This is a genomic window from Haloarchaeobius lipolyticus (assembly GCF_051208015.1).
In the GTDB taxonomy this organism is placed as follows: Archaea; Halobacteriota; Halobacteria; order Halobacteriales; family Natrialbaceae; genus Haloarchaeobius.
Map to the genome: position 1 here is coordinate 180,990 of NZ_JBPKGF010000001.1, position 21,977 is coordinate 202,966.

General features: G+C 66.7%; 24 protein-coding genes. 19 read left to right on the forward strand and 5 right to left on the reverse strand.

The window, feature by feature from the left end; translation table 11 throughout:
- Positions 1-16 precede the first annotated feature (16 nt).
- The 4 genes from ACSC1Y_RS00970 (at position 17) to ACSC1Y_RS00985 (ending at position 4,090) form a co-directional block, all read left to right on the forward strand.
- Entirely contained in the window at positions 17-844 is an 828-nt protein-coding gene (locus tag ACSC1Y_RS00970) for a PGF-CTERM sorting domain-containing protein (protein WP_435332678.1), read from the forward strand.
- Between the two features lie 320 nt (positions 845-1,164).
- Positions 1,165-2,289, forward strand: a complete 1,125-nt coding sequence (locus ACSC1Y_RS00975) for a PGF-CTERM sorting domain-containing protein (RefSeq protein ID WP_435332679.1) — start codon at positions 1,165-1,167, stop codon at positions 2,287-2,289.
- A gap of 65 nt (positions 2,290-2,354) precedes the next feature.
- Positions 2,355-3,365 carry a mevalonate kinase gene (gene mvk / locus ACSC1Y_RS00980; RefSeq protein ID WP_435332680.1) on the forward strand — a complete coding sequence of 337 codons (1,011 nt, stop codon included), beginning with the start codon at positions 2,355-2,357 and terminating at the stop codon, positions 3,363-3,365.
- On the forward strand, positions 3,362-4,090 hold the full coding sequence (locus ACSC1Y_RS00985; RefSeq protein ID WP_435332681.1) for an isopentenyl phosphate kinase: 729 nt from the start codon (positions 3,362-3,364) through the stop codon (positions 4,088-4,090). Before mvk ends, ACSC1Y_RS00985 begins: the two co-directional genes overlap by 4 nt.
- A gap of 75 nt (positions 4,091-4,165) precedes the next feature.
- Here ACSC1Y_RS00985 and ACSC1Y_RS00990 read toward each other — a convergent pair whose 3' ends face one another.
- Together ACSC1Y_RS00990 and ACSC1Y_RS00995 are read right to left on the reverse strand one after the other, a co-directional pair.
- Positions 4,166-4,876 (reverse strand): CAP domain-containing protein, encoded by a 711-nt coding sequence (locus ACSC1Y_RS00990; protein ID WP_435332682.1) that lies wholly within the window; start codon positions 4,874-4,876, stop codon positions 4,166-4,168.
- 157 nt (positions 4,877-5,033) lie between these two features.
- Positions 5,034-5,315, reverse strand: a complete 282-nt coding sequence (locus ACSC1Y_RS00995; protein ID WP_435332683.1) for an AN1-type zinc finger domain-containing protein — start codon at positions 5,313-5,315, stop codon at positions 5,034-5,036.
- 300 nt (positions 5,316-5,615) lie between these two features.
- Here ACSC1Y_RS00995 and ACSC1Y_RS01000 point away from each other — a divergent pair, with 300 nt between their 5' ends.
- The 4 genes from ACSC1Y_RS01000 to ACSC1Y_RS01015 all read left to right on the forward strand — a co-directional run bounded on the left by ACSC1Y_RS01000 (position 5,616) and on the right by ACSC1Y_RS01015 (position 10,618).
- Entirely contained in the window at positions 5,616-6,968 is a 1,353-nt protein-coding gene (locus tag ACSC1Y_RS01000; protein ID WP_435332684.1) for an RNase J family beta-CASP ribonuclease, read from the forward strand.
- Positions 6,968-8,017 (forward strand): geranylfarnesyl diphosphate synthase, encoded by a 1,050-nt coding sequence (idsA3, locus tag ACSC1Y_RS01005; RefSeq protein ID WP_435333164.1) that lies wholly within the window; start codon positions 6,968-6,970, stop codon positions 8,015-8,017. Before ACSC1Y_RS01000 ends, idsA3 begins: the two co-directional genes overlap by 1 nt.
- A gap of 127 nt (positions 8,018-8,144) precedes the next feature.
- Positions 8,145-8,633, forward strand: coding sequence for a DUF8159 domain-containing protein (locus ACSC1Y_RS01010; protein WP_435332685.1), 489 nt, complete (start codon positions 8,145-8,147; stop codon positions 8,631-8,633).
- A gap of 266 nt (positions 8,634-8,899) precedes the next feature.
- Entirely contained in the window at positions 8,900-10,618 is a 1,719-nt protein-coding gene (locus tag ACSC1Y_RS01015; protein ID WP_435332686.1) for a glutamate--tRNA ligase, read from the forward strand.
- A 60-nt stretch (positions 10,619-10,678) separates the two neighbouring features.
- Here the strand turns inward: ACSC1Y_RS01015 and ACSC1Y_RS01020 are convergent, their stop codons facing one another.
- On the reverse strand, positions 10,679-11,269 hold the full coding sequence (locus ACSC1Y_RS01020; RefSeq protein WP_435332687.1) for a DUF456 domain-containing protein: 591 nt from the start codon (positions 11,267-11,269) through the stop codon (positions 10,679-10,681).
- Between the two features lie 184 nt (positions 11,270-11,453).
- Here ACSC1Y_RS01020 and ACSC1Y_RS01025 point away from each other — a divergent pair, with 184 nt between their 5' ends.
- From ACSC1Y_RS01025 to ACSC1Y_RS01050, 6 genes are all read left to right on the forward strand, one after another.
- Positions 11,454-11,783, forward strand: a complete 330-nt coding sequence (locus ACSC1Y_RS01025; RefSeq protein WP_435333165.1) for a 4Fe-4S dicluster domain-containing protein — start codon at positions 11,454-11,456, stop codon at positions 11,781-11,783.
- A gap of 13 nt (positions 11,784-11,796) precedes the next feature.
- A complete protein-coding gene (locus ACSC1Y_RS01030; RefSeq protein WP_435332688.1) occupies positions 11,797-12,651 on the forward strand; it encodes an electron transfer flavoprotein subunit beta/FixA family protein in 855 nt (284 codons plus the stop codon).
- Positions 12,652-12,653: 2 nt separating this feature from the next.
- Positions 12,654-14,333: an electron transfer flavoprotein subunit alpha/FixB family protein gene (locus ACSC1Y_RS01035; RefSeq protein ID WP_435332689.1), complete on the forward strand. Its 1,680-nt coding sequence runs from the start codon at positions 12,654-12,656 to the stop codon at positions 14,331-14,333.
- Positions 14,326-15,993 (forward strand): FAD-dependent monooxygenase, encoded by a 1,668-nt coding sequence (locus ACSC1Y_RS01040; RefSeq protein ID WP_435332690.1) that lies wholly within the window; start codon positions 14,326-14,328, stop codon positions 15,991-15,993. Before ACSC1Y_RS01035 ends, ACSC1Y_RS01040 begins: the two co-directional genes overlap by 8 nt.
- Before the next feature lie 3 nt (positions 15,994-15,996).
- The gene (locus ACSC1Y_RS01045; RefSeq protein WP_435332691.1) at positions 15,997-16,434 is read left to right on the forward strand and encodes a DUF8055 family protein; all 438 of its coding nucleotides are present in this window, start codon (positions 15,997-15,999) and stop codon (positions 16,432-16,434) included.
- Between the two features lie 111 nt (positions 16,435-16,545).
- Positions 16,546-17,280 (forward strand): GNAT family N-acetyltransferase, encoded by a 735-nt coding sequence (locus tag ACSC1Y_RS01050; RefSeq protein WP_435332692.1) that lies wholly within the window; start codon positions 16,546-16,548, stop codon positions 17,278-17,280.
- A gap of 26 nt (positions 17,281-17,306) precedes the next feature.
- Here the strand turns inward: ACSC1Y_RS01050 and ACSC1Y_RS01055 are convergent, their stop codons facing one another.
- A complete protein-coding gene (locus tag ACSC1Y_RS01055) occupies positions 17,307-17,468 on the reverse strand; it encodes a DUF8014 family protein (protein WP_435332693.1) in 162 nt (53 codons plus the stop codon).
- Between the two features lie 31 nt (positions 17,469-17,499).
- The gene (gene tmcA / locus ACSC1Y_RS01060) at positions 17,500-19,788 is read right to left on the reverse strand and encodes a tRNA(Met) cytidine acetyltransferase TmcA (protein WP_435332694.1); all 2,289 of its coding nucleotides are present in this window, start codon (positions 19,786-19,788) and stop codon (positions 17,500-17,502) included.
- Positions 19,789-19,896: 108 nt separating this feature from the next.
- Here tmcA and ACSC1Y_RS01065 point away from each other — a divergent pair, with 108 nt between their 5' ends.
- The 5 genes from ACSC1Y_RS01065 to ndk all read left to right on the forward strand — a co-directional run bounded on the left by ACSC1Y_RS01065 (position 19,897) and on the right by ndk (position 21,863).
- Positions 19,897-20,370 carry an ester cyclase gene (locus ACSC1Y_RS01065; protein ID WP_435332695.1) on the forward strand — a complete coding sequence of 158 codons (474 nt, stop codon included), beginning with the start codon at positions 19,897-19,899 and terminating at the stop codon, positions 20,368-20,370.
- Between the two features lie 234 nt (positions 20,371-20,604).
- Positions 20,605-20,964 (forward strand): 50S ribosomal protein L7Ae, encoded by a 360-nt coding sequence (gene rpl7ae / locus ACSC1Y_RS01070; protein ID WP_435332696.1) that lies wholly within the window; start codon positions 20,605-20,607, stop codon positions 20,962-20,964.
- A 9-nt stretch (positions 20,965-20,973) separates the two neighbouring features.
- The gene (locus ACSC1Y_RS01075; RefSeq protein WP_435332697.1) at positions 20,974-21,198 is read left to right on the forward strand and encodes a 30S ribosomal protein S28e; all 225 of its coding nucleotides are present in this window, start codon (positions 20,974-20,976) and stop codon (positions 21,196-21,198) included.
- Positions 21,199-21,402, forward strand: a complete 204-nt coding sequence (locus ACSC1Y_RS01080; RefSeq protein ID WP_435332698.1) for a 50S ribosomal protein L24e — start codon at positions 21,199-21,201, stop codon at positions 21,400-21,402. It abuts the gene before it with no gap.
- Positions 21,399-21,863: a nucleoside-diphosphate kinase gene (ndk, locus tag ACSC1Y_RS01085; RefSeq protein WP_435332699.1), complete on the forward strand. Its 465-nt coding sequence runs from the start codon at positions 21,399-21,401 to the stop codon at positions 21,861-21,863. The genes ACSC1Y_RS01080 and ndk overlap by 4 nt, the downstream gene beginning before the upstream one ends.
- Positions 21,864-21,977 lie beyond the last annotated feature (114 nt).

A 21,977-nucleotide genomic window follows, 5' to 3' on the forward strand; every position in this document is an offset into this window, starting at 1 on the left:
CTATTCACCGGCCGAGATGGACGCAGATGCACCCCCCTTGCGGCGAGCAGTCGCTGTTACGTTGCTCGTCGTCGCGGCTGCGGCGGTCGGTGGCTCGGCAGCCACCGCGACGACAGCATCGAACCTGCACGGTGGCTACGTCGACCCCGGAACTGTCGAAGAGAACTCCACGGTCGAACATACGATTTCGTTCGCCGTCGATAACGTGAGCGCTGACGGTGACACGGACCGGTTCTACGTCATCTTCCCAGACGACGTTGAAATGTCGCCGGACCACGTGATGGTGACGGATCGGTCGAACGGCCGGATGATTCGGGTGACCTCGTCGCCGGAGGTGGTCGACGGTCCCGATCAGGACGGCGTGGAGGACACGCTGACGTTCGCGATCAGTCCCGACGGCGAGGATCCGGTCGACGTCCGGGTTCGGCTCTCGAACACGGTGACCTGGCCGGATCTCGCGAGCACTCGTGACGTCCAGGTCGAGGGCTCGGTCGAGGATAGCTCCGGCGAGAACGTCGAGCCGACGCTGGTCGATACGGTGACGGTACGGGACTCGGGAGAAAGCGGCACGACGACCACGACCGAGACGCAGACCACCGTGACGACGACTCGAACCACCGCGACCGAAACGCAGACGACCAGGACGACAGCAACCACCACGGAGACGACAGTCACATCGACTGCGACGCCGAGTGACACCGTCGAGACGTCGGCGACCACCAACCAGACCGCCGCGGTGACCGGCGTCGACGAGGAGGGAACGGCCGGGACCCCGGGGTTCGGAGTCGGCGCGGCCGTGGCTGGACTGACGGCCGGCGGGCTTCTGGCACGCCGCCGAAACTGACGGACCCGACGCCCCGGAGTCGATTCCGTTCCGATGACAAGGTCGCTATCGGTGAGCCAGGAGACGTCGGCGACGTCGAACGGCTCCTCCGACGCTGGACGGCTCCTCCGACGCTGGACGGCTCCTCCGACGCGCCAACGGTCACCCGTGAACCGGTCATCGGGTCGGATACGGCGGTGGGGTGGTACCACACCACAGTTCCAGAGACCGAGTACGTGACCGAAGAACGGAGTATCCTCTCCCTACGACTGCCACCGGTTTTGCCGTGAAACAGTGTTAGGAGTGGGATAACTATGCCGTTAGCATTTCAGCTCTGTAATATGATTCTCGATGGAATCGTCTCGCGGCGGTCCGTTGCGATGGTCGGACTCCTCGTGGCGATCGTTTCACTCGGCGGCGTGGCAGGTATCACCGGCGCCGCATCTGATCTCACCGACGGCGATGTCGAACCGAACAACGTCGAGGAGGAATCGACGGTGGAACATTCGGTGCAGTTCAGCGTCGATAACGTCAGCGCAGATGGGGAACCCGACAGGTTCTACGTCATCTTCCCCGACGACGTCGAGATGTCACCGGATACCCTCCTCGTCACCGACGAGCGAGACGGCTCGACCGTCGCCGTGAGTTCGGGTCTCGATGTCGTCGATGGGCCGGACAAGGACGGCGTGCAAGACACGGTTACCTTCGCCATCAACCCGGATGGCGACCAGCCGGTTCCGGTGACGGTCAGGTTCGCGAACACCGTGACGTGGCCGGACGTCTTCGGCGACCGGAAGGTCGAGATTCTCGTGTCCGTCGACGATAGCTCGGCAGCCGACATCGGGCCCACGCAGATAGCGACCGTGTCGCTGTCGGACAACGACCAGCAGACCACGACGACGACGACGCAGACCACGACGGCGACGCAGACGCAGACCACGACGGCGACGGCGACCACGACGACGACGCCGACCACGACGCAGACGCAGACCACGACGGCGACGGCGACCACGACGACGACGCCGACCACGACGACGACGCCGACCACGACGGCGACCACGACGACGACGCCGACCACGACGGCGACGGAAACGCAGACCACGCGGGAAGGTGATGACTCGGGTGGAGATCCGACGACGACGGAGTCCGGCACGACGACGAGTTCCACCGAGGAGACCGAGACGACCGAGGATACGGCGACCGAAGAGACGGCGACCGCGTCCAGCACGTCGACCGCGGGAACGACGACGATCGGCACGTCCGACACGACGAGCGGTTCGACGGGGACCGACGCGACGGACACGACGTCGTCCGGTGAGACCGGCCAGTCGGCCACCGACACCGGCACCGTCAGTAACGAAGCCGGTACGGGCGACTCCGGCACCTCGGGGACGCCCGGATTCGGTGTCGGCCCGGTGCTCGTCGCGCTCGTGGCGGCCGCGATGCTCGCACACCGGCGGCACTGAACCGGCTGCGAACAGCCCGGACTCGATTCGACAACACTCTTTGTGGCGGCCGGGCGAGAGGCAGTATGCACACGGCAAGCGCTCCCGGGAAGGTCTACCTGTTCGGGGAGCACGCCGTCGTCTACGGCGAACCGGCGATACCATGCGCCGTCGAGCGACGGGCGACGGTCACGGTCGAGGGACGGGACGACGGACGGCTCCGGGTGGACGCGAAGGACCTCCAGATAGAGGGGTTCACGGTCGAGTACGGGGCGACCGACTCAGGGCCGGCGGTGGACGTCTCCGACTCACTGCTCGAGGCCGCGACGAAGTACGTCGACGGAGCCATCGAACAGGCACGGGACGCGGCGGACGCGCCGGACGCCGGCTTCGACGTCGAAGTGGAGAGCGACATCCCGCTCGGGGCGGGACTGGGTTCTTCGGCGGCGGTCGTGGTGGCGACTATCGCGGCCGCGACGGCCGAACTCGGCGTCGACCTCGACGCTCGCGAGGTGGCCGACCGGGCGTACCAGGTCGAACTCGACGTTCAGGACGGGCAGGCGTCCCGTGCGGACACCTTCTGCTCGGCGATGGGCGGCGCGGTTCGGGTCGAGGGCGACGACTGCCGGACGCTCTCGACGCCGGACCTCCCGTTCGTCATCGGCTACGACGGCGGCAGTGGCGATACCGGGAAGCTCGTGGCCGGCGTCCGCGACCTCCGCGACAGGTACGACTTCGCAGCAGACACCGTCGCGGCCATCGGGGATCTCGTGCGCGAGGGTGAGCGGCTGCTCGAACAGGCTGGTGAAGACGGCGGTGAGCCGGACGAGGAGGCACTCGAGGAACTCGGCGGCCTGATGGACTTCGACCACGGTCTGCTCGAGGCACTGGGTGTCTCTGCCCGCTCGCTGGACGACATGGTCTGGACGGCCCGCGAATCGGGTGCCCTCGGCGCGAAGCTCACCGGTGCCGGCGGCGGTGGCTGTATCGTCGCACTCGACCCCACCGACGGGACCGAGACAGCGCTGACCTACGAGTCGTCGTGCGAGCAGGTGTTCCGCGCCGAACTCGCGACCGAGGGGGTGCGTATCGAATGACGACCGTCCTGAAGCTGGGTGGGTCGGTCATCACGGACAAAGAGCGCGCCGAGACCGTCGACGGCCCAGCGCTCGACCGTGCCGCCGATGCGGTCGCCGGTCACGACGACCTCGTGCTGGTTCACGGCGGCGGCTCGTTCGGCCACCACAACGCGAAGGAGTACGGCGTGAGCACCACTGACGGAACGCACGACGTCGAGGGCGTCCTGGACATCCACAACGCGATGAAGGCGCTGAACGGACTCGTCCTGCGGCGACTCCACGCCCGGGACGTCCCCGCGGTTCCGGTCCACCCGCTCTCCGCGGCCAGCCGGGATGCCGACGGGGAGCTGACCCTCCCTGCACGACAGGTGGAGACGCTACTCGACGAGGGGTTCGTCCCCGTCGTCCACGGGGACGTCGTCGCCCACGCTGGCGAGGGGGTCACCGTGCTCTCTGGTGACGAGATAGTGACCTCGCTGGCGACGAGCCTCGACGCCGACCGTGTCGGCCTCTGCTCGACGGTGCCCGGCGTCCTGGACGCGGGCGACGTGGTCATCCCCCGGATCGGTGCGTACGAGGACGTGGCCTCCGTGCTCGGCGGCGCGGACACCACCGACGTCTCCGGTGGCATGGCGGGGAAGGTTCAGACCCTGCTGGCGCTCGAGACACCGGCGAGTATCTTCGGACTGGACGACCTCGCGGGATTCCTCGCCGGCGAGTCGCCCGGGACGACCATCGATTGACGCGGCCTGGCGGGCGGACTCGACCGTTCCCCTCCCTCGTTCTCCGGAGTCCGTGGCAGCAGTGTTGGCGCTGGCTCAACAGAAGTTCTGCGTGACGTAGACGTGCGTTCGGCCGTCGCGCTGGTCGACGACCACGCCGATACCCTCGCGGTTCCAGTAGTCGCGAAGCAGGTTCTCCCGGTGACCCGTCGAGTTCATCCAGCCGTCGACGGTCATCCGGGCGAGTTCCGCCTCGGTGTAGTCGTAGCCCGTGTACCGGGCGTAGTAGATGTTCTCGCCGCCGCTGGCGTATCGCCCATCGCCCGTCGACACCCGGCAGTCGTAGCCGAAGGCGTCGTACCTGTCGCTCATCGTCTCGCCGTCGGGTGCGGTGTGTGCGACGTACTCGTTCTGGGCCATATCCCGGCCGTGGTAACGGGCTATCTCGGCGAGGGCGGCATCCCGTTCGAGCGCCTCGAGTCCACGGCTCGTCCGGACCTCGTTCACCTCGCCGTGGACCAGCCGTTCGAGTCTCGCGACGTCGATATCCGCGCGCGGGGCGACCGTCGGTGTCCCGCGGCTCTCGCCGGTTTTCTGACCGCCTCCCTGGGACCTCGCGCCGTCACTGTCGGGACCGGATGCAGTCCCGGGCCCGTCCGTCACCCGGGGTGACGGGAGTTCGGGGTCGAACTGCCCGTCGTCGACCACGGAGTCGAACGTCTCTTGCAGGTCGACGACCCCGCCTGCCTGCAGGAGGACGAGGGCCGAGAGCGCGAGGGTGAACAGGGACCGGAGGGACCGTCTCATCGGAACTACTAGCGATTCCAGCGACAAAAGCAGCGTCCCTCACCCGTGCGTCCCCACTCGTGACTCCCGGGCGCGCGTCGCTGCATCAGCTCTCCCGGGCACGCGTCGCTGCATCAACTCCCACCCGTCGTGGTTGCTCAGACCTCTCTGCGGGCAGTCATTCGACGCGGCGGCGAAGCCGACGAAGCGGCAGCAACAGCCGGTCGAGCACGCTCGTGAACGAGGTGTATCCACCGTCGAATCGACGGGTCCGATCGTGGCGGTCGCCGGGATTCCCGATGAACGTACCGGCCCCCGTGGGCCTGTCCGCGATGCGGCCGAGCTGCTGACAGCGGTGGCGCTCCGGAAGCCGATGTGCTCCGCAGTGGGTCTTCCCGCACTCGTTGCAGGTGAACGGGAGCCCGTCGGGTGTTTCACCACAGAACGAGCACCGTGGCATACCGAACGCTAGCTCTGCAGCGACGTAAGCTTGTGCTATGATATCACGGGCCTGGGCGTGGCGGGTGGATGACCGCTCGACAACCCACGCGCTTTTAATCCTGGGGGTTGAAAGCCCCAATACCAGAGCCCGCGGGTAAATGTGGTGGTGGCCACGGCAGGGGTGCCGTCGGCCGTTTCGGGTCGCGCGCTACGACCACATAGCGGGATTCACGCCGACGTGCTGCAAGACGCCGGGGCGAGTGTCCTTACAGTCGCGGGTGTTTGCATACCGAGAAGCGGTATTTCGGTGCTACCAACAATGGAAATCGAAATTGCGACCATCGGCGGTTACGAAGAAGTCGGCCGGCAGATGACTGCCGTCCGCGCAGGCGACGACGTCGTCGTGTTCGACATGGGCCTCAACCTCTCGCAGGTGCTCATCCACGACAACGTCGAGACAGAGAAGATGCACAGTCTGGACCTCATCGACATGGGGGCGATTCCGGACGACCGCATCATGAGCGACCTCGAGGGGGACGTGCAGGCCATCGTGCCCACACACGGCCACCTCGACCACATCGGTGCCATCTCGAAGCTGGCCCACCGGTACAACGCACCCATCGTCGCGACGCCGTTCACCATCGAGCTCGTCAAACAGCAGATCGAAGGCGAGCAGAAGTTCGGCGTCGAGAACGACCTGGTGAAGATGGACGCGGGCGAGACGATGTCCATCGGGGACTCCGGGCAGGTCGAACTCGAGTTCGTCAACGTCACGCACTCCATCATCGACGCCATCAACCCGGTCCTCCACACGCCGGAGGGTGCCGTCGTCTACGGCCTCGACAAGCGGATGGACCACACGCCGGTCATCGGCGACCCCATCGACATGAAGCGGTTCCGTGAAATCGGCCGCGAGGGCAACGGTGTCCTCTGTTACATCGAGGACTGTACCAACGCGAACAAGAAGGGCCGCACGCCCTCCGAGGCCGTCGCGCGACGCCACCTCAAGGACGTGCTCTACTCGCTCGAGGACTACAAGGGCGGCATCGTCGCCACGACGTTCTCCAGCCACATCGCCCGTGTCAAATCGCTCGTCGAGTTCGCCCGTGATATCGGCCGCCAGCCGGTCCTGCTCGGGCGCTCGATGGAGAAGTACTCCGGTACGGCAGAGCGACTCGGCTTCGTCGACTTCCCGGGCGATCTCGGGATGTTCGGCCACCGCAAGTCCGTCGACCGTACCTTCAAGCGGGTCATGAAGGAGGGCAAGGGCAACTTCCTGCCCATCGTGACCGGCCACCAGGGCGAGCCCCGTGCGATGCTCACCCGGATGGCCCGTGGCGAGACCCCGTACCAGCTCGACGACGGCGACAAGGTCGTCTTCTCCGCCCGCGTCATCCCGGAGCCGACGAACGAGGGCCAGCGCTACCAGGCAGAGAAGCTCCTGGGCATGCAGGGCGCTCGCATCTACGACGACATCCACGTCTCCGGTCACCTGAACCAGGAAGGTCACTACGAGATGCTGCAGGCACTCCAGCCCCAGCACGTCATCCCGGCCCACCAGAACATGAAGGGCTTCTCCGGCTACGTCGACCTCGCAGAGAGCGAGGGCTACAAGATGGGGCGTGACCTCCACGTGACTCGGAACGGGAACATGATCCAGCTGACCGAATGATGAAAGACGCCGAGACGAGAGAACAGACCGTGCTCGATGCGGTTGGCCAGCGACGCGAGCTGGTCAACGACGCCATCACCGAGGAACTGCCCATCAAGCGTCCGGAGCGCCTGTACGAAGCGTCGCGCTACCTGCTCGACGCGGGCGGCAAGCGTCTCCGGCCGACCGTCCTGCTCGTGGTCGGTGAAGCGCTGATGGACGTCGAGCCGCTGTCTACGGACTACCGGGAGTTCCCGTCGCTCGCCGACGAACCGGTGGACCTGCTGGCAGCCGCGGTGAGCGTCGAGGTCATCCAGACCTTCACGCTCATCCACGACGACATCATGGACGACGACGACCTCCGCCGCGGAGTTCCGGCCGTCCACAAGGAGTTCGACCTCGACACCGCCATCCTGGCCGGTGACACGCTCTACTCGTCGGCGTTCGAGATCATGCTCAACACCGACGCCCCCGCGTCACAGGTCGTCGAAGCGATGGACACGCTCGCCTCGACCTGTACGAAGATCTGCGAGGGCCAGAGCCTCGACGTCGCCTTCGAGCAGCGCGAGAACGTACTCCCCGAGGAGTACCTCGAGATGATCGAGCAGAAGACCGCGGTGCTGTACGCCGCCTCGGCGGCGATCGCAGCCCAGCTCTGTTCCGCCGACCAGGAGGTCGTCGACGCCCTCTACGGGTACGGGCTCGACGTCGGACGCGCGTTCCAGATTCAGGACGACGTGCTCGACCTGACCGTCCCGTCGGAGAAGTTGGGCAAACAGCGAGGTTCCGACCTCGTCGAGAACAAGCAGACGCTCATCACGGTCCACGCACGCGACCAGGGCGTCGACGTGGCCGACCTCGTCGACACCGAGCGCGTCGAGGACGTGACCGAGGCCGAGATAGACACGGCAGTCGCCCAGCTCGAGGAGTCGGGCAGCATCGAGTACGCCAACGAGAAGGCCATCGAGCTGGTCGAGCGCGGCAAGGAGCGCCTCTCCGTCCTCCCGGACAACGAGGCACGCGACCTGCTGTGCGACATCGCCGACTACCTCATCGAGCGAGAGTACTGAGACGCGTATCGAGGCTCGTTCCCCTCTCTTCTCGCAGTTCTCGCCCGACTCAGTCGCTGAGTCGAGGGGTGATTCGACGCTCGAAACCGTCCGCGGTTTTACTGGGGTACCGGTACCAGTCGTAGCCATGCCACAGGACAGCACAACGATGACTCGACGGCGGCTGCTCGCCGGTGGGGCGGCGACGGTCGCGTTCGGACTCACCGGGTGCCTCGGTGGAACGGACCAGGTGGAGTCCAGTCAGCCGGACGGTGATGGCGAAGGAACGCTCGGTGAACTCAGGTGGATTCTGACCGAGGAACACGGCATGGACGTGACGAGTATGACGTACGCGGACGGGCTGGTGGAGCTCTCGTACGCGTCGCAGGCAGGAACCAGTGCAGAGTCGCGAAGCGAGATCGGCCTCGTCATCTCGGCGTACGGGCTCATCGTGGACCACGGCGGTCCATCCGAGCGCCTGGACGTCACCATCGAGGACCGGTTCGAGTCGCAGGCGACGTCCTACCACGTGGAAGCATCGTGGGTGAAGCAGTGGCGGAACGGAGACATGTCGGACTCGCTGGTAGCCCAGCGCGTGTTCAACACGCGCACTTTCCCGAAGGCGGCTACCCAGTAGGTTCCCTGTCAGTGGCTGTGTCGGCGACCCCGGCACTACGGGCGGATTCGCGGTGCGGGCGGAAGACGATCTCGGCGGTTCGCACGACCGGCGTATCCCGGTCACACGTGGAGGCAACCACAGGCGAACGGCGATGCGGTTCGGCGGAGGCAACGACTTCGGCAGAACGTGTAGGTTCGGAACGTTGGTGTAGAACGCACCGGTTCGACGATTCGGCCGGCGACACATCACGACTGTTTTGACGGCGGTGTCTGTACGTGTGGGTAATGGACGATGCACTCCGCGAGCAGGTCGAAGAGGAGGCAGAGAAACACGCCCTGTTCAACGCCATCAAGCACGAGAGCGAGGCGAACGTCGGGGCGGTGATGGGGCCGCTGATGGGCGACAACCCGTCGTTCCGCGAGCACGGCGACGAGATTCCGGGCATCGTGGGCGCGGTCTGTGGGCGCGTGAACGGCCTCGACCACGAGGGCAAGCGCGAGCGACTGGGTGAGCTGGCTCCCGAGATGCTCGAGGAGCTCGACGCCGAACCGGAGGAGGACGACCGCGTCCTCGGCGACCTCCCGAACGTCGACGCCTACGACCAGGTCCGGATGCGCTGTGCGCCGAACCCGAACGGCCCGTGGCATCTCGGTCACGCCCGCATGCCCGCCGTCATCGGGACGTACAAGGAGGTCTACGACGGCTGGTTCTGCGTCCGTTTCGACGACACCGACCCCGAGACGAAGCGACCCGACCTCGACGCCTACGACGGCATCCTCGAGGACGTCGAGTACCTCGGCTTCGAGCCCGACGAGGTCTTCAAAGCGAGCGACCGCGTCGAGACCTACTACGACCACGCTCGCGAACTCATCGAGATGGGCGGCGCGTACACCTGCTCGTGCTCGGGCGAGGAGTTCTCCGAGCTGAAGAACAGCGGGAAGCCGTGCCCGCACCGCGACAAGGACGCGGAGACGACGATGAGCGAGTTCGAGGACATGGTCGACGGGGAGTACACCTCCGGCGAGATGGTCCTCCGGGTCAAGACCGACATCGAACACAAGAATCCGGCACTCCGCGACTGGGTGGCCTTCCGGATGATAGACACGCCGCACCCGCGCGAGGAGGCCGAGGACTACCGGTGCTGGCCGATGCTCGACTTCCAGTCCGGCGTCGACGACCACCTCGTCGGCATCACCCACATCATCCGCGGCATCGACCTGCAGGACTCCGCGAAACGCCAGCGCTTCCTCTACGACTACTTCGACTGGGAGTACCCCGAGGTCGTCCACTGGGGCCACGTCCAGGTCGACGCCTACGACGTCAAGATGTCCACCTCGACCATCAAGCAGCACATCGAAGAGGGCAAGCTCGACGGCTGGGACGACCCCCGCGCGCCGACCATCAAGAGCCTGCGCCGCCGCGGCATCCGCGGCGAGGCTATCGTCCAGTCGATGCTCGAACTCGGAACCTCGACGAGCGACGTCGACCTCGCGATGTCGACGGTCTACTCGAAGAACCGCGACCTCGTCGACGACGAGACCGACCGACAGTTCCTGGTCCGTGAGGGAACAGAACTCGCCATCACCGGCGGCGCACCCGGTGCCGGCCACCCGGCGGTCCACCCGGACCACCCGGACCGTGGCGACCGCGACATCCCCGTCGGGAACGCGGTCCTGCTCGAGCCCGACGACCTGCCCGAGCGCGAGGAGCGCGTCTGGCTGAAAGGACTCGGCTGCTTCCGCTACACCCGCGACGCCCTGCAGTACACCGGCGACGACATCGACGCGGTCCGCGAGGAGGGCGTCGACGTGGTGCACTGGGTCCCCGCCGAGGACAACGTCCCGGTCGAGCTGTGGACGATGGACGGTGTGGTCGAGGGCCACGCAGAGCCCGGCTTCCGCGACCAGCCCGTCGACGCACTCGTCCAGTTCGAGCGCGTGGGCTTCGCTCGCGTCGATGCACACGGCGAGGACGGCTCTGTCGCGTACTTCGCGCACAAGTAGAACGGTCGCGTACAGTAAGACCGTCGCGCACCAGTAGAACAGGCGAAACGCGTCCCGGCCTCAGAGGAGGACGGCGACGACGAACCCCACGAGCATCGAGAGGGTCAACAGCACCTGGACCACCGCGCTGGCGAGGATGCCGACGGTCGTGTAGGCGGCGGCCCTGGCCGCGTGTTCGTGGTCCCCTTTCTGGTACAGCTCGACGACGAAGACGGTGCCGGCGACGCCGACGATGATACCCAGCGGGCCGGCGACGAACAGGAGCACGAGTCCGGCGAGTCCGGCCAGTGCGGTCGTCGTCCACGATGCGCCGCTCGCCTTCGTGGAGACGACGCTCGCGAGCTGGTCGACGACGACGGCGAACAGCCCGACGAGCACGAGCGCGATCGCGGCGAGCGTGCCGAGCCCGTCACCGACCCACCAGTAGCCGAGGACGGCGACCACGGAGACGAGTGGGCCGGGGAGCGAGGGGACGGCGCTACCGACCACGCCGACCAGTAGCAGGACCACGGCGACGATGAAGGGGAGGTCGATACCGCCCACGGTGGCGAGCGGAGCGGCGAGCGAGTGGCCGGTGATCGACGCGAGTGACGTGCCGGCGACCGGACTGGAGAAGGCCCCGGCGAGGGCGGCGACCGGAGTTGAGGGCATACGGTGAGTACTCGGGTCGGTGTCATGACTCTTTCTCTCACATCGGTTCTGAACGAATGGATACCCTCGATTCCCCACGAATCCAGCCGGCGTGATTCCCCAGACGAACGAAGAAATCGCCCGCGAGCGCCGTCGTTCACGAACGTAGATTTAAGTTCCTGCCGTTGGATGCCACTAGGTGACAATGGCCATAGACCCGAACTTCGAAGACAACCGAACTGTCGTCGATGAGCACAACGGACACGACGTGTGGGGCCCGGTCGACGAGCCGGAGGAGCTGGGTATCCACGGGACGCACGTCGCGGTGGACTTCGACATCTGTCTCGCCGACGGCGCCTGCCTGGAGGACTGTCCGGTGGACGTGTTCGAGTGGGTGGATACGCCGGGACATCCGGAGTCGGAGATAAAGGCCGATCCGGCCAACGAGGCGCAGTGCATCGACTGCATGCTCTGCGTCGACGTCTGCCCGGTCGACGCCATCGACGTGGACGCCGGCCGACAGGGGCGGGCCTGAGGTGGCCAGATAGATGCACATCGCAGTTCTGACCAAGGGGGTGCCCGACTTCCGCGAGGGGCAGGTGTCCTTCGACGAGAACGGCCACCTCGAACGTGGCAAGACACCGACGGTGATGAACCCGAACGACAAGTTCGCGCTCCGTGCCGCACTGCAGACGAAGGTGCGCCACGGCGGTGACGTGACGCTCCTGTCGATGGGACCGCCCGGCTACCAGGGTATCCTCGAGGAGGGGATGCGGGACGTCTACGCCGACGACCTCGTGCTGGTGTCGGACCGGGAGTTCGCCGCGGCGGACACCTGGGCGACCTCCATCACGCTCTCGGCGGCGCTGAACCAGATGGAGAACCCGCCGGACATCGTGTTCGCGGGCTTCAAGACCGCCGACGGGGAGACGGGCCACACCGGTCCGCAAACCTGCTGGTGTCTGGACTGGCCCATCGTGACGCACGTCCTCTCGCTCGATATCGACGAGGAAGCAGGGAAGCTCCGCGCGGAGCGACTCGTCGAGGGCGACGTCGACGAGATAGAGACGGTCGAGGCACCGCTACCCTGTTTCGTCGTCACCGACCCCGAGTTCGAGCCCTCGTACCGGCGGGCGGAGTACCGACTCCGGCACAAGGACCTCCGCGAACAGACGAAAGAGCGCGCCGAGAACTACGAGGACCACCTGGAGATGTGGGACCACGAGGCGCTCAACCTCGACCCCGACTACGTGGGCCTCGACGGGTCGCCGACCATCGTGTCCTCCGTGGACCCGATTCCGAAGGCGCCAGCCGAACGGGAGGCGACGATGGTCACGCCGGACGACACCGAGGGGATGGAAGCGGTACTCGAAGAGCTGACGCCGTTCGCGGCGGGTGACTGACGATGACAGAGTTCGATCCAGGGGAGTACGACATCTCGGAGCTGGGACCGGCACTGAAGGACATCGAGGACGTCGACGAGCTGACGGCCATCCTCGAGGCGGAGGAGGAGGGACAGGACCGTGCGGCCGCGAAGAAGCTCATCGAGAGCCGCATCGAGAAGTTCACCGCCGACGACGAGGCGCTCGACGCCGACTCACTCGACCCCGGCGACATGTCCGTCGCCGATATCGGGAACGCGGTGCGCGATATCGACGACGTGAGCCAGCTCGAGGCGCTGCTCGAGCGGGAGACGGAGGGGCAGGACAGAAAGAGCGCGAAGCGACTCATCGAGAAACGCATCGATGACCTCTCCGAGTCCGACGAGGAGGCCGAGGAAGGGGAGGTCGAGCCCGACCTCCCGCCCGAGGAGAAGTACCCCGAACTCGACCACCCGACCGCGGACAAACAGCACGTCAGGGCGCTCGCTGACGGTACCTACGGCGACATGTGGGTGTACTGTGAGACCCAGCGCGGCGACCTGCTCGACGTCTCGCGCGAGATGCTCGGCAAGGCTCGCGAGCTGATGGACGACTACAACGACGACTACGGCGAGGACGAACGAGTCGTCGCGGTCCTCATCGGTGACGACGTCGAGAAACACGCAGACGAGTGTATCGCCTGCGGTGCCGACGTCGTCGTCTACACCGAGGAGGAACGGCTCGACCGGTTCCGGCACAAACCCTACACCGAGATATTCTGCGACATGGCCCGCTGGGGCGGCGAACCCGGGGAGGGTGACCCCGAACCGTCCGACTGGCGCGACTACGACGAGCCGCGGTACGTCCTGTTCCCGGCGACGAACAACGGTCGCGACCTCTCCGCCCTCGTGCAGGGCGAGCTCGACTCCGGGCTCGCCTCGGACTGTTCGGGCCTGTACATCGACTCGGCGGAGATATCGAACCCCGTGAAGACGGGGAAACCGGGGACGACGAAGACGTTCGAGCGCATCCTGCACATGAAGCGCCCGGACTTCTCCGGCTTCGAGTACTCGACCATCCTCTGCATCGACAACCCGAATCGAGAGTTCCACCCGCAGGGTGGCTCGGTCATCCCGGGTAGCTTCGACCTGCCCGAGCAGGACCCCTCTCGCGAGGGCGAGGTGGTCAGGCGCGACACCGAACTCGACGACGGCTGGTTCCGGGTCGAGGTGCAAGACGCAGACGTCCTCGACTCGGGCGTCGACCTCTCGGGTCGCGACGTCATCGTCGCGATGGGTCGTGGAATCGGCGACGACCCGACCCGTGGGATGGAACTCGGCGTCGAACTGGCCGACAGCTTCGAGGACGCCGACGTCGGCGTCACCCGCGGCATCGTCACCGGCTCCTACCAGTTCGACGGGCACGTCGAACAGTACACGAAGGAGGAACGCCAGATCGGCGAGACCGGCCAGGTCGTCGAACCGAAGCTGTACATCGCCGCGGGCATCTCCGGGGCGGTCCAGCACAAGGTCGGCATGGACGAATCGGACGTGATAATCGCAATCAACACCGACCCCGACGCGCGGATTCGGGACTTCTCGGACTACTTCATCGAAGGAGACCTGTTCGACGTGATGCCACGACTCATCGAAGCCGTCAAGACCGGAGAACTGGAGGCCGCGATCGCAGACGCCGCGGTTGCCGGAGGTGACGACGATGACTGATCGAGAACACTACGAGGCGGTCGTCGTCGGCTGTGGCCCGGGAGGCGCGGCCGCCGCGGCCAGGCTCGCCGACCACGGTGTCGAGACGCTCGTGCTCGAACGCGGCGTCGACGCCGGCTCGAAGAACGTCTCGGGTGGCCTGCTCTACGCGGAGCAGTCGGCACCGTACACCATCGACGACCTGTTCGAGGACTTCCGCGAGGAGGCGAGCGAACGCCCCATCACGGACTACCACATGGACAACCTCGCCGGCGGGAAGGTCAAGTCCTACGACCTCACCCGGCTGCACGAGAACGACACCGAGTGGTGCGACGCGGTCCTCCGCCGGAAGATGGACTCGTGGCTCGCAGAGCGCGTCCACGAGAAGTGTCGCGAGACCGGCGGCGGCCTGCTGACCGAGGTTCGCGTCAACGGCCTCCTGCGCGAGAACGGCGAGATTATCGGCGTCACCTGCGACGAACTCGACGACATCGAGGCAGACGTGGTCATCGCCGCGGACGGCGTCAACTCCGAGCTCGCCCGCGACGCCGGGCTGATGGACTGGGAGGACCCAGAGGAGTACTTCCAGGGCGTCAAAGCAGTCGTCGACCTGCCCGAGGGGCACGTCGAAGACGAGTTCGACGTGGGCGAGGACGAGGGCGTCGCTCGCCTGTTCTCCGGCGACCTGTTCGAGGGCGTCCGCGGCGGCGGATTCATGTACACCAACCAGGACACGCTGTCCATCGGGACCGTGTTCCACCTCGACAGCCTCGCCGCCGAGCGCGCCGAGCCACACGAACTGCTCGACGCCCTGCTCACGCATCCCTACCTCGCGCGCTGGCTGCCCGAGGAGTACGTCGAACTGGAGTACTCCGCGAAGCTGGTGCCCGACTCGAAGAAGGCGGCGCTGTCGAATCCGCACCGGGACCGGCTCCTGGTCGTCGGCGACGCCGCCGGCCAGATGCAGGCCCAGGGCCCCATCATCAAGGGGATGAACCACGCGGTCTCCGCGGGCGCGCTCGCGGCGGACGCCTTCGTGACGGCTCGCGGCCGTTCGGGGACGACGGCCGGCCAGCGGTACACCGAGATGCTCCAGCACGAGGGAATCATGGAGAAGCTGAAGCCGCGCGCCTACCGGGCGTCGAGACGGCTCAGCGAACGAGACGCGGTCTCGGACCTGGTCGACACCGTCGCGACCTCCGCCGTCGGCCGGTTCGTCCTCAAACGCGGCGTCAGCGAGAAACTGGTCGGGCGCGCGTTCAACTCGCCGACGATGATGGCGATGCTGCCCGACATCCGGACGGCGTACGTGACGCTCCCGTCGCTCATCGGCGAGGTACAGGGTCTCCCCGTCGGGGGAGAGAGCCACGTCGAACCGCCGAGTCTGGAAGAGCGCATCGGCGACCTCACGTACGACACCGACGTCGGGAACCCGCACATCGTCGTGAACGACGAGTCGTACGAGGCGAGCGGGACCGCGGTCACGGCCTGCCCCGTCTCCGCGGAGGGATTCGGCGGCGGCTGCTACCGTTCGGAGACGGTGAAGCGGAACGGCTCCGAGGAGAGGGTCGTGAGCCTCGATACCCAGCCCTGCGTCGAGTGTGGCACCTGTGCGGTCGTCGCCGATACGACGTGGGAACACCCGCGCGGCGGGAAGGGCGTCGAGTTCAAGCAGGGCTGACCCGTGCCGGAGACGACGAGGAGTGGTGGCTCGGACGACGGTGCTGACGACAGCGCCGACGGGGTGAGTGCGAACTCGTCCGACGAGAACCCCGCCGTCACGGCCCGCGTCGACGAACTGGAAGCCGAGGTGGCGGCCGCCGAGTCGTCCTTTGCGGTGCCCGACGACCCCGATGCGCGTGCCATCCAGTACTGTCGCGAGGGCGTCGGCCCCACCGTCTTGCTGTACGCGGACTGCCGCACTGGCGGCCCGCATCTCCCGGCGGTCGAGTGCCGACGGCTCGAGCGCATCCTGAACCGGTGGCTTGACCTCTACGTCCGGTGCTACGGCATCGAGATGGACTGTTCGTTCGCCCTGCAGACGGCGGCCGAGGTGTTCGTCCAGACCCACAGCGCCCGCGACGTCGCACAGCTGTTGACGACGGTGCCGGACCGGAACTGAGTCGGGGCCCCGTCTCCACCATTCCTCGTGATTATCGCTCCCCGAGCGGTGCGCTCGACGACGACCTTCTCACGATAAATGATTAAGTAGCGTGAGATGGTAACAGATACCATGAAACTCACCGACAAACTGAGCTTCGACCACGAGGACCGCCAGCAGCTCTACGAGTACGTCGAGAGCCACGGAACGGTGAAGCGAAAGGACGTCGAGAAGGCACTGAAACTCGACCCACGAGCGGTGAGACACCACGTTGCCATCCTCAAGCGCGACGGCTACCTGTCCGACGACGACGGGGTACTGAGCGTCGCGTTCGAGGACGAGGGTGCGGCCGAGGAACACCAGGGCGAGGACTGCCAGTTCGTCATCCGGCAAGCCCACCAGTCCGACCTGTCCGGACTCATCGGTGCCGTCCGGCACGTCGCCGACGAGGGTACCTACATCGAGGCCGAGGAGGTCGCCGACATCCTCGACCACGAGGAGGTCCTGCTCCGGCATAACGAGCTCGAGTCGCGCATGTTCTTCGTGGCGACGGTCGACGACGAGGTCGTCGGCTGGGTCCACATCCGCGCCCCCGAACTGGAGAAGCTCCACCACACCGCCGAGCTGACCGTCGGCGTCCTCGCGGAGTACCGAGGGAACGACATCGGCGCCCACCTGCTCGAACGCGGCGTCAACTGGTCGAAGCAGAACGACTACGAGAAGCTGTACAACAGCGTCCCGGCGACGAACGAGGACGCCATCGGCTTCCTCGAGAAGCACGGCTGGGAGACCGAGGCCGTGCGTGCGAACCACTACAAGATCAGCGGCGACTACGTCGACGAAGTGATGATGGCCGTCTCACTGTAAGTCTCGACTTCACCCGTCCCTCTTTCTCAGCGCCACTCCGACTCCATCCCCTCGAGCGGCTCGGCCACGATTCCGTCCTCGTGTACCTGCGCCCGTGCGTGGGCGACACAGACGTCCCTGTTCTCGTCCCACGGGACGTGGAGTCTGACGGCGGCCTCCCGTTCGCAGTCCGGCGTCGCACACTGCATGGACGGTACTTGGGGTGCCAGCCTCTCCAATCTACCCCTGATTCGAGCCGTCCTCTTCGCGGTGGCGTCGTGCCTCTTCTGCAGCGACCTCGTCCCCGTAGGCGTCGACGAGGGGTCGGAGCCCTTCTCCGAGCGCTCGCATCGCCAGCCGAGAGGAGTGGTAGCCGAGTTCATCCGCGACGGTCTCGGCGTCTCTCGCCTGCAGGACCCGCATGACGAGGACCCGCTCGTGCTGCGGTGAGAGGTCGGGCGCGCCAGGGGCGGGGTCGACGAGGTGTTTGACGGCCAGCTCACGGAAGGGTGTCGGCGCGACGTCGTACAGGCCGGCCCCGTAGGCCGTCCCGGCGACGGCGCGCCAGTCTCGTTCGTCCAGGTCCAGGTCGACGGTCGCGTCACACGCCGCAAGCGCCGCCCGGACCTCGTCGGGGTCCATGTCCCGGAGCGCGTCCGTGAGGACGCCGCCGATTCGGCGGGCGAACCAGCCGGCGTGCCGGTCGTGGAGCGCTTCGCCGGCGGGTGAACAGGGAGAGAGCATCACGGCGGAGTACTCGCCGCTCACGTCGTTCCGGGTCGTCGAGAGGTGGACGGTCCGGTAGCCGTTGCGGTCCCAGAACCGGAGCAGTTCGGGGGTGGCACCGTAGCCGACGCCGAGCCAGTCGACCGCGTCGGCGAACTCCGCGCGGATGCGTTCGAGGAGGTGCGAGCCGAGGCCGCCGGAGCGGACGGCGTGGTGGGTCGCGATGCGGACGACGCGGTGGCCGACCGGCCCGGCGGCCGCTTCGTCCCGGAGCTGGCTGGTGAGCACGTCGGGTATCATGTTCCCGTTGATGCGGCCGCCCTCGTAGCAGGCGGCTCTGGTCCGGGCGTCCAGGCCGCCCTCGCGGGCGAGCAGGGCGACGCTGACGACGTGGCCCTCGTGGGTGAGTGTTCGAACCCTGAGGTTGGGGGCGTCGAGCAGCCGCGCGAGGTCGTCCGGGTCGGTCCGGTAGTGGGCGAGGACGAGCAAGCCGAAGGTCTCGCGCAGGAGCGTGGGGTCCGCGAGGAGGTCGGCCGGGGTGGGGCGGCCGTACTCGACGGTATCCGGCGTGGCGTCGGCGACGAGCGGGTCCACGGCGGGTCTGGCATCCAGTCCGAGCGCGGCGAACGACCAGACCTCGACGGGGTCACCGGCGGCGTACCGGATGGGTTCGGCGAGGCGGGACTCGCGAACCTCGTGGTCGCTCTCGTCGAGGTGGTCCCGAAACCGAACCGCGAACCCACGGCCGGCACCCTCGTAGCCGTGGACCGTGGATGCGTAGGCGACCCTGTCGGCCGCGAGCGTCGCGTCGAGCAGTCGGACAGATATCGCGGCGGCCTCGTCGACCACGAGCACGTCCGGTTCTTCGGCGGTAGCCGCCGCGACCTGCGGGGGTTCGTACCGGACTGCACCCCCCGTCGTCGTGACGAGATGGGTGTCGTTCGGGTGGTCGCCGGCGACGTCGAGCGTCTCGAGCAGGTCGCGGGCCCGGTCGAACGCCTCGGCAGCGTTGGCGAAGCTCGGTGCCGTCACGAGGACGTCTTCACCGTCGGCGGCGAACGAACCGGCGGCGATTCCGGCCGCGCTGGACTTCCCCCTCCCGCGGTCCGCTTCGAGTACGAGCGCCCGGTTCGACTCACGGAGGAACTCGAAGTCGTGGACGGTCTCGACCTGGTCGACGGTCCGGCAGGCCTCGTAGGCAGCACGGGGGAAGGTGTGGCCGGTCGGGACGGGGAGGTCGTCGGAATCGTTCTCGTCCGAACCTCCACGGACGAGTCGTGGTGCCGGTCGCGTCAGTCCGTCGTCGAGGACGGTCCCGTCGTTGACGTCGACGGTGGCGATACCACGGTGGGCGCGGAGCGTCTCCACGAACCTGGTCCGGAAGTTGCCGGTCACGTCGTCGACCGAGAACGGCGGGACGGCCATCCCTGCGTCGAACCCGTCCCGTCGAGTCGGCCAGTCGTCCAGCGGTGGTGCGAGCAGGACCAGTAGACCGCCTCCGTCGACCGCCCCGACCACCTTCCCGAGGGTGTTCGGCCTGAGCTGGTCGTGGGCGTCGACCACGATACACTCCGTCGTGGTCCCGAGCAGTTCGCCGGCCCGACGAGGCGTGACCTGTCGACAGCGGAGGAAATCTCGCTCGCCGACGAGCGCCGTGGCCGCGATGGGAACCGAGATTCCGTCGAGGACGACCGAGACCGCGTCGTAGCAGGCGTCTCGCTCGCCGGAGAGGACGAGCAGCCGCCGCTCGTTGGTCGCCTTCGCCTCCGCGCGGAGTGCCGTGGCGACGTCGACCGGATTCATGCCGACGGATTGGGTGGGTACCGGCAAGTGCGTTGTCGTTCGGCGGGTGGTTACGGACCTGATACGTACTGCGGTCAACTATAAGTTCGCCGGCGACTACTCTCACTCATGCCTGGGGGGCAACAGAACCTGCAGAGTGCAGAGTACGAACGGATAGTGCGCCGGCTGGTCACGATGGGCCAGGATGGGGGCGACCCGACGGTCTTCTACGAGCACGTCGCACCCGACTGCGTCCTGATGTCGGACCCCGGCCGACGGTTCGGCGCGCACGACCTCGCGGAGCGGATGAAACGCTTCCACGACGCCGTCCCGGACGTCTCCGAGAACGTCGAGAACGTCCACGTCGACGGCGAGACCGTGGTCGTCCGCACGACCCGGACGGGGACGTTCGAGCACGAGTGGCGACAGACCATCGACGGCGAGGAGCTCGTCTTCAAGCCGACCGGGATGCGATTCACCTGCGACCTCGTCTACACGGTCCGGTTCGACGGCGACCAGATCGTCGAGGTCGACGGCTACGGCCACAACGACCTGTGGTTCGCGATGGGAATCGTTCCCGACCCGTACACGTTCGCCCGCTGAACCGCTCTCCGACCGGCGCCAGCGGGTTCGTGTTCCGTCCTCGCACACCGCCGCGCGTTTGGACACCCTTATTAACGACCGTCTTGTATCGACGTGATACGCCCTACGCGGGGTTGATGATGCTCCTAGCCACACAGGAATCCGGCCGCCGTCTTCCCAGCCGGCGGTCAGTGGGGGATTCCCCCCACGAAGGCAGGGGAGCGCGAGCCCACGCGTGGGAGTAGGTGAACAACCATGCCAGTATACGTCAACAAAGAGATCCCAGCCGACCTCGCCGAGGACGCCCTCGAGGCGCTCGAGGTCGCCCGAGACACAGGAAGCGTAAAGAAAGGAACGAACGAGACGACCAAGGCCATCGAGCGCGGCAACGCCTCGCTCGTCTACGTCGCCGAGGACGTCACGCCCGAGGAGATCGTCATGCACATCCCCGAGCTGGCGAACGAGAAGGGCATCCCGGTCGTCTTCATCGAGACCCAGGACGACGTCGGTCACGCCGCTGGCCTCGAAGTCGGTAGTGCCGCCGCAGCCGTCGTCGACGCTGGCGAAGCATCGAACGACGTCGAGGACATCGCCGGCAAGCTCGAGGACCTGTAGAGGTAATCCATGAGTGCCGAAGAGTCCGAAGACGGATCCACCTCCGCGGAAGTCATCGAGATCGTCGGCAAGACCGGCATGCACGGTGAAGCCATGCAGGTCAAGTGCCGCATCCGCGAAGGGGAAAATCAGGGTCGCATCATCACGCGAAACTGCCTCGGCCCCGTCCGCGAGGGCGACATCCTGCAGCTGCGGGAGACCGCCCGCGAGGCCGACTCCATCGGAGGTCAATAAATGGTCAAAACCCGAGACTGCGAGTACTGTGGCGACGACATCACGCCCGGCACGGGCACGATGTTCGTCCACGTGGACGGGACGACCGTCCACTTCTGCTCGTCGAAGTGCGAGAAGAACGCATCGCTGGGTCGCGAACCGCGTGACCTCAAGTGGACGAAAGAAGGCTCCCGCTCGGCCGCACCGGAGGAGACCGAAGAATGAGCGAGCACGAGCGCACCTTCGTCATGGTCAAGCCGGACGGCGTCCAGCGCGGCCTCATGGGCGAGATCGTCTCTCGCTTCGAGGACCGCGGTCTGAAGCTGGTCGGGGCGAAGTTCATGCAGATCGACCAGGAGCTCGCCGAGGAACACTACGGTGAGCACGCCGACAAGCCGTTCTTCGACGGCCTCGTCGACTTCATCACGTCCGGTCCGGTTCTGGCGATGGTCTGGGAGGGCCAGGACGCCATCCGCCAGGTCCGCGGCATGATGGGCGAGACGGACCCGGCCGACTCCGCGCCGGGCACCATCCGCGGTGACTTCGGTCTGGACCTCGGTCGGAACGTCATCCACGGCTCCGACCACGAGGACCCCGGCTCCAACGAGCGAGAGATCTCGCTCTTCTTCGACGAGGACGAACTCGTCGACTGGGAGAAGGAGACCGCGACCTGGCTGTACGAGTAAGCCGGTCGTTTCGAGCGGTTTTCGGTTCTTTCGTTCTTTCTCGTCGTCGAGCGGCGCTGTCGTCTGTCCTTTCCTGTGATACTGGTACGTCTCTCGATTCCGTCGTCGCTCACC

Coding starts and splice junctions, on each gene's coding strand:
- ACSC1Y_RS00970 (WP_435332678.1), top strand. CDS start 17: ATGGACGCAGATGCACCCCCCTTGCGGCGAGCAGTCGCTGTTACGTTG.
- ACSC1Y_RS00975 (WP_435332679.1), top strand. CDS start 1,165: ATGATTCTCGATGGAATCGTCTCGCGGCGGTCCGTTGCGATGGTCGGA.
- mvk (WP_435332680.1), top strand. CDS start 2,355: ATGCACACGGCAAGCGCTCCCGGGAAGGTCTACCTGTTCGGGGAGCAC.
- ACSC1Y_RS00985 (WP_435332681.1), top strand. CDS start 3,362: ATGACGACCGTCCTGAAGCTGGGTGGGTCGGTCATCACGGACAAAGAG.
- ACSC1Y_RS00990 (WP_435332682.1), bottom strand. CDS start 4,876: ATGAGACGGTCCCTCCGGTCCCTGTTCACCCTCGCGCTCTCGGCCCTC.
- ACSC1Y_RS00995 (WP_435332683.1), bottom strand. CDS start 5,315: ATGCCACGGTGCTCGTTCTGTGGTGAAACACCCGACGGGCTCCCGTTC.
- ACSC1Y_RS01000 (WP_435332684.1), top strand. CDS start 5,616: ATGGAAATCGAAATTGCGACCATCGGCGGTTACGAAGAAGTCGGCCGG.
- idsA3 (WP_435333164.1), top strand. CDS start 6,968: ATGAAAGACGCCGAGACGAGAGAACAGACCGTGCTCGATGCGGTTGGC.
- ACSC1Y_RS01010 (WP_435332685.1), top strand. CDS start 8,145: ATGCCACAGGACAGCACAACGATGACTCGACGGCGGCTGCTCGCCGGT.
- ACSC1Y_RS01015 (WP_435332686.1), top strand. CDS start 8,900: ATGGACGATGCACTCCGCGAGCAGGTCGAAGAGGAGGCAGAGAAACAC.
- ACSC1Y_RS01020 (WP_435332687.1), bottom strand. CDS start 11,269: ATGCCCTCAACTCCGGTCGCCGCCCTCGCCGGGGCCTTCTCCAGTCCG.
- ACSC1Y_RS01025 (WP_435333165.1), top strand. CDS start 11,454: ATGGCCATAGACCCGAACTTCGAAGACAACCGAACTGTCGTCGATGAG.
- ACSC1Y_RS01030 (WP_435332688.1), top strand. CDS start 11,797: ATGCACATCGCAGTTCTGACCAAGGGGGTGCCCGACTTCCGCGAGGGG.
- ACSC1Y_RS01035 (WP_435332689.1), top strand. CDS start 12,654: ATGACAGAGTTCGATCCAGGGGAGTACGACATCTCGGAGCTGGGACCG.
- ACSC1Y_RS01040 (WP_435332690.1), top strand. CDS start 14,326: ATGACTGATCGAGAACACTACGAGGCGGTCGTCGTCGGCTGTGGCCCG.
- ACSC1Y_RS01050 (WP_435332692.1), top strand. CDS start 16,546: ATGAAACTCACCGACAAACTGAGCTTCGACCACGAGGACCGCCAGCAG.
- ACSC1Y_RS01055 (WP_435332693.1), bottom strand. CDS start 17,468: ATGCAGTGTGCGACGCCGGACTGCGAACGGGAGGCCGCCGTCAGACTC.
- tmcA (WP_435332694.1), bottom strand. CDS start 19,788: ATGAATCCGGTCGACGTCGCCACGGCACTCCGCGCGGAGGCGAAGGCG.
- ACSC1Y_RS01065 (WP_435332695.1), top strand. CDS start 19,897: ATGCCTGGGGGGCAACAGAACCTGCAGAGTGCAGAGTACGAACGGATA.
- rpl7ae (WP_435332696.1), top strand. CDS start 20,605: ATGCCAGTATACGTCAACAAAGAGATCCCAGCCGACCTCGCCGAGGAC.
- ACSC1Y_RS01075 (WP_435332697.1), top strand. CDS start 20,974: ATGAGTGCCGAAGAGTCCGAAGACGGATCCACCTCCGCGGAAGTCATC.
- ACSC1Y_RS01080 (WP_435332698.1), top strand. CDS start 21,199: ATGGTCAAAACCCGAGACTGCGAGTACTGTGGCGACGACATCACGCCC.
- ndk (WP_435332699.1), top strand. CDS start 21,399: ATGAGCGAGCACGAGCGCACCTTCGTCATGGTCAAGCCGGACGGCGTC.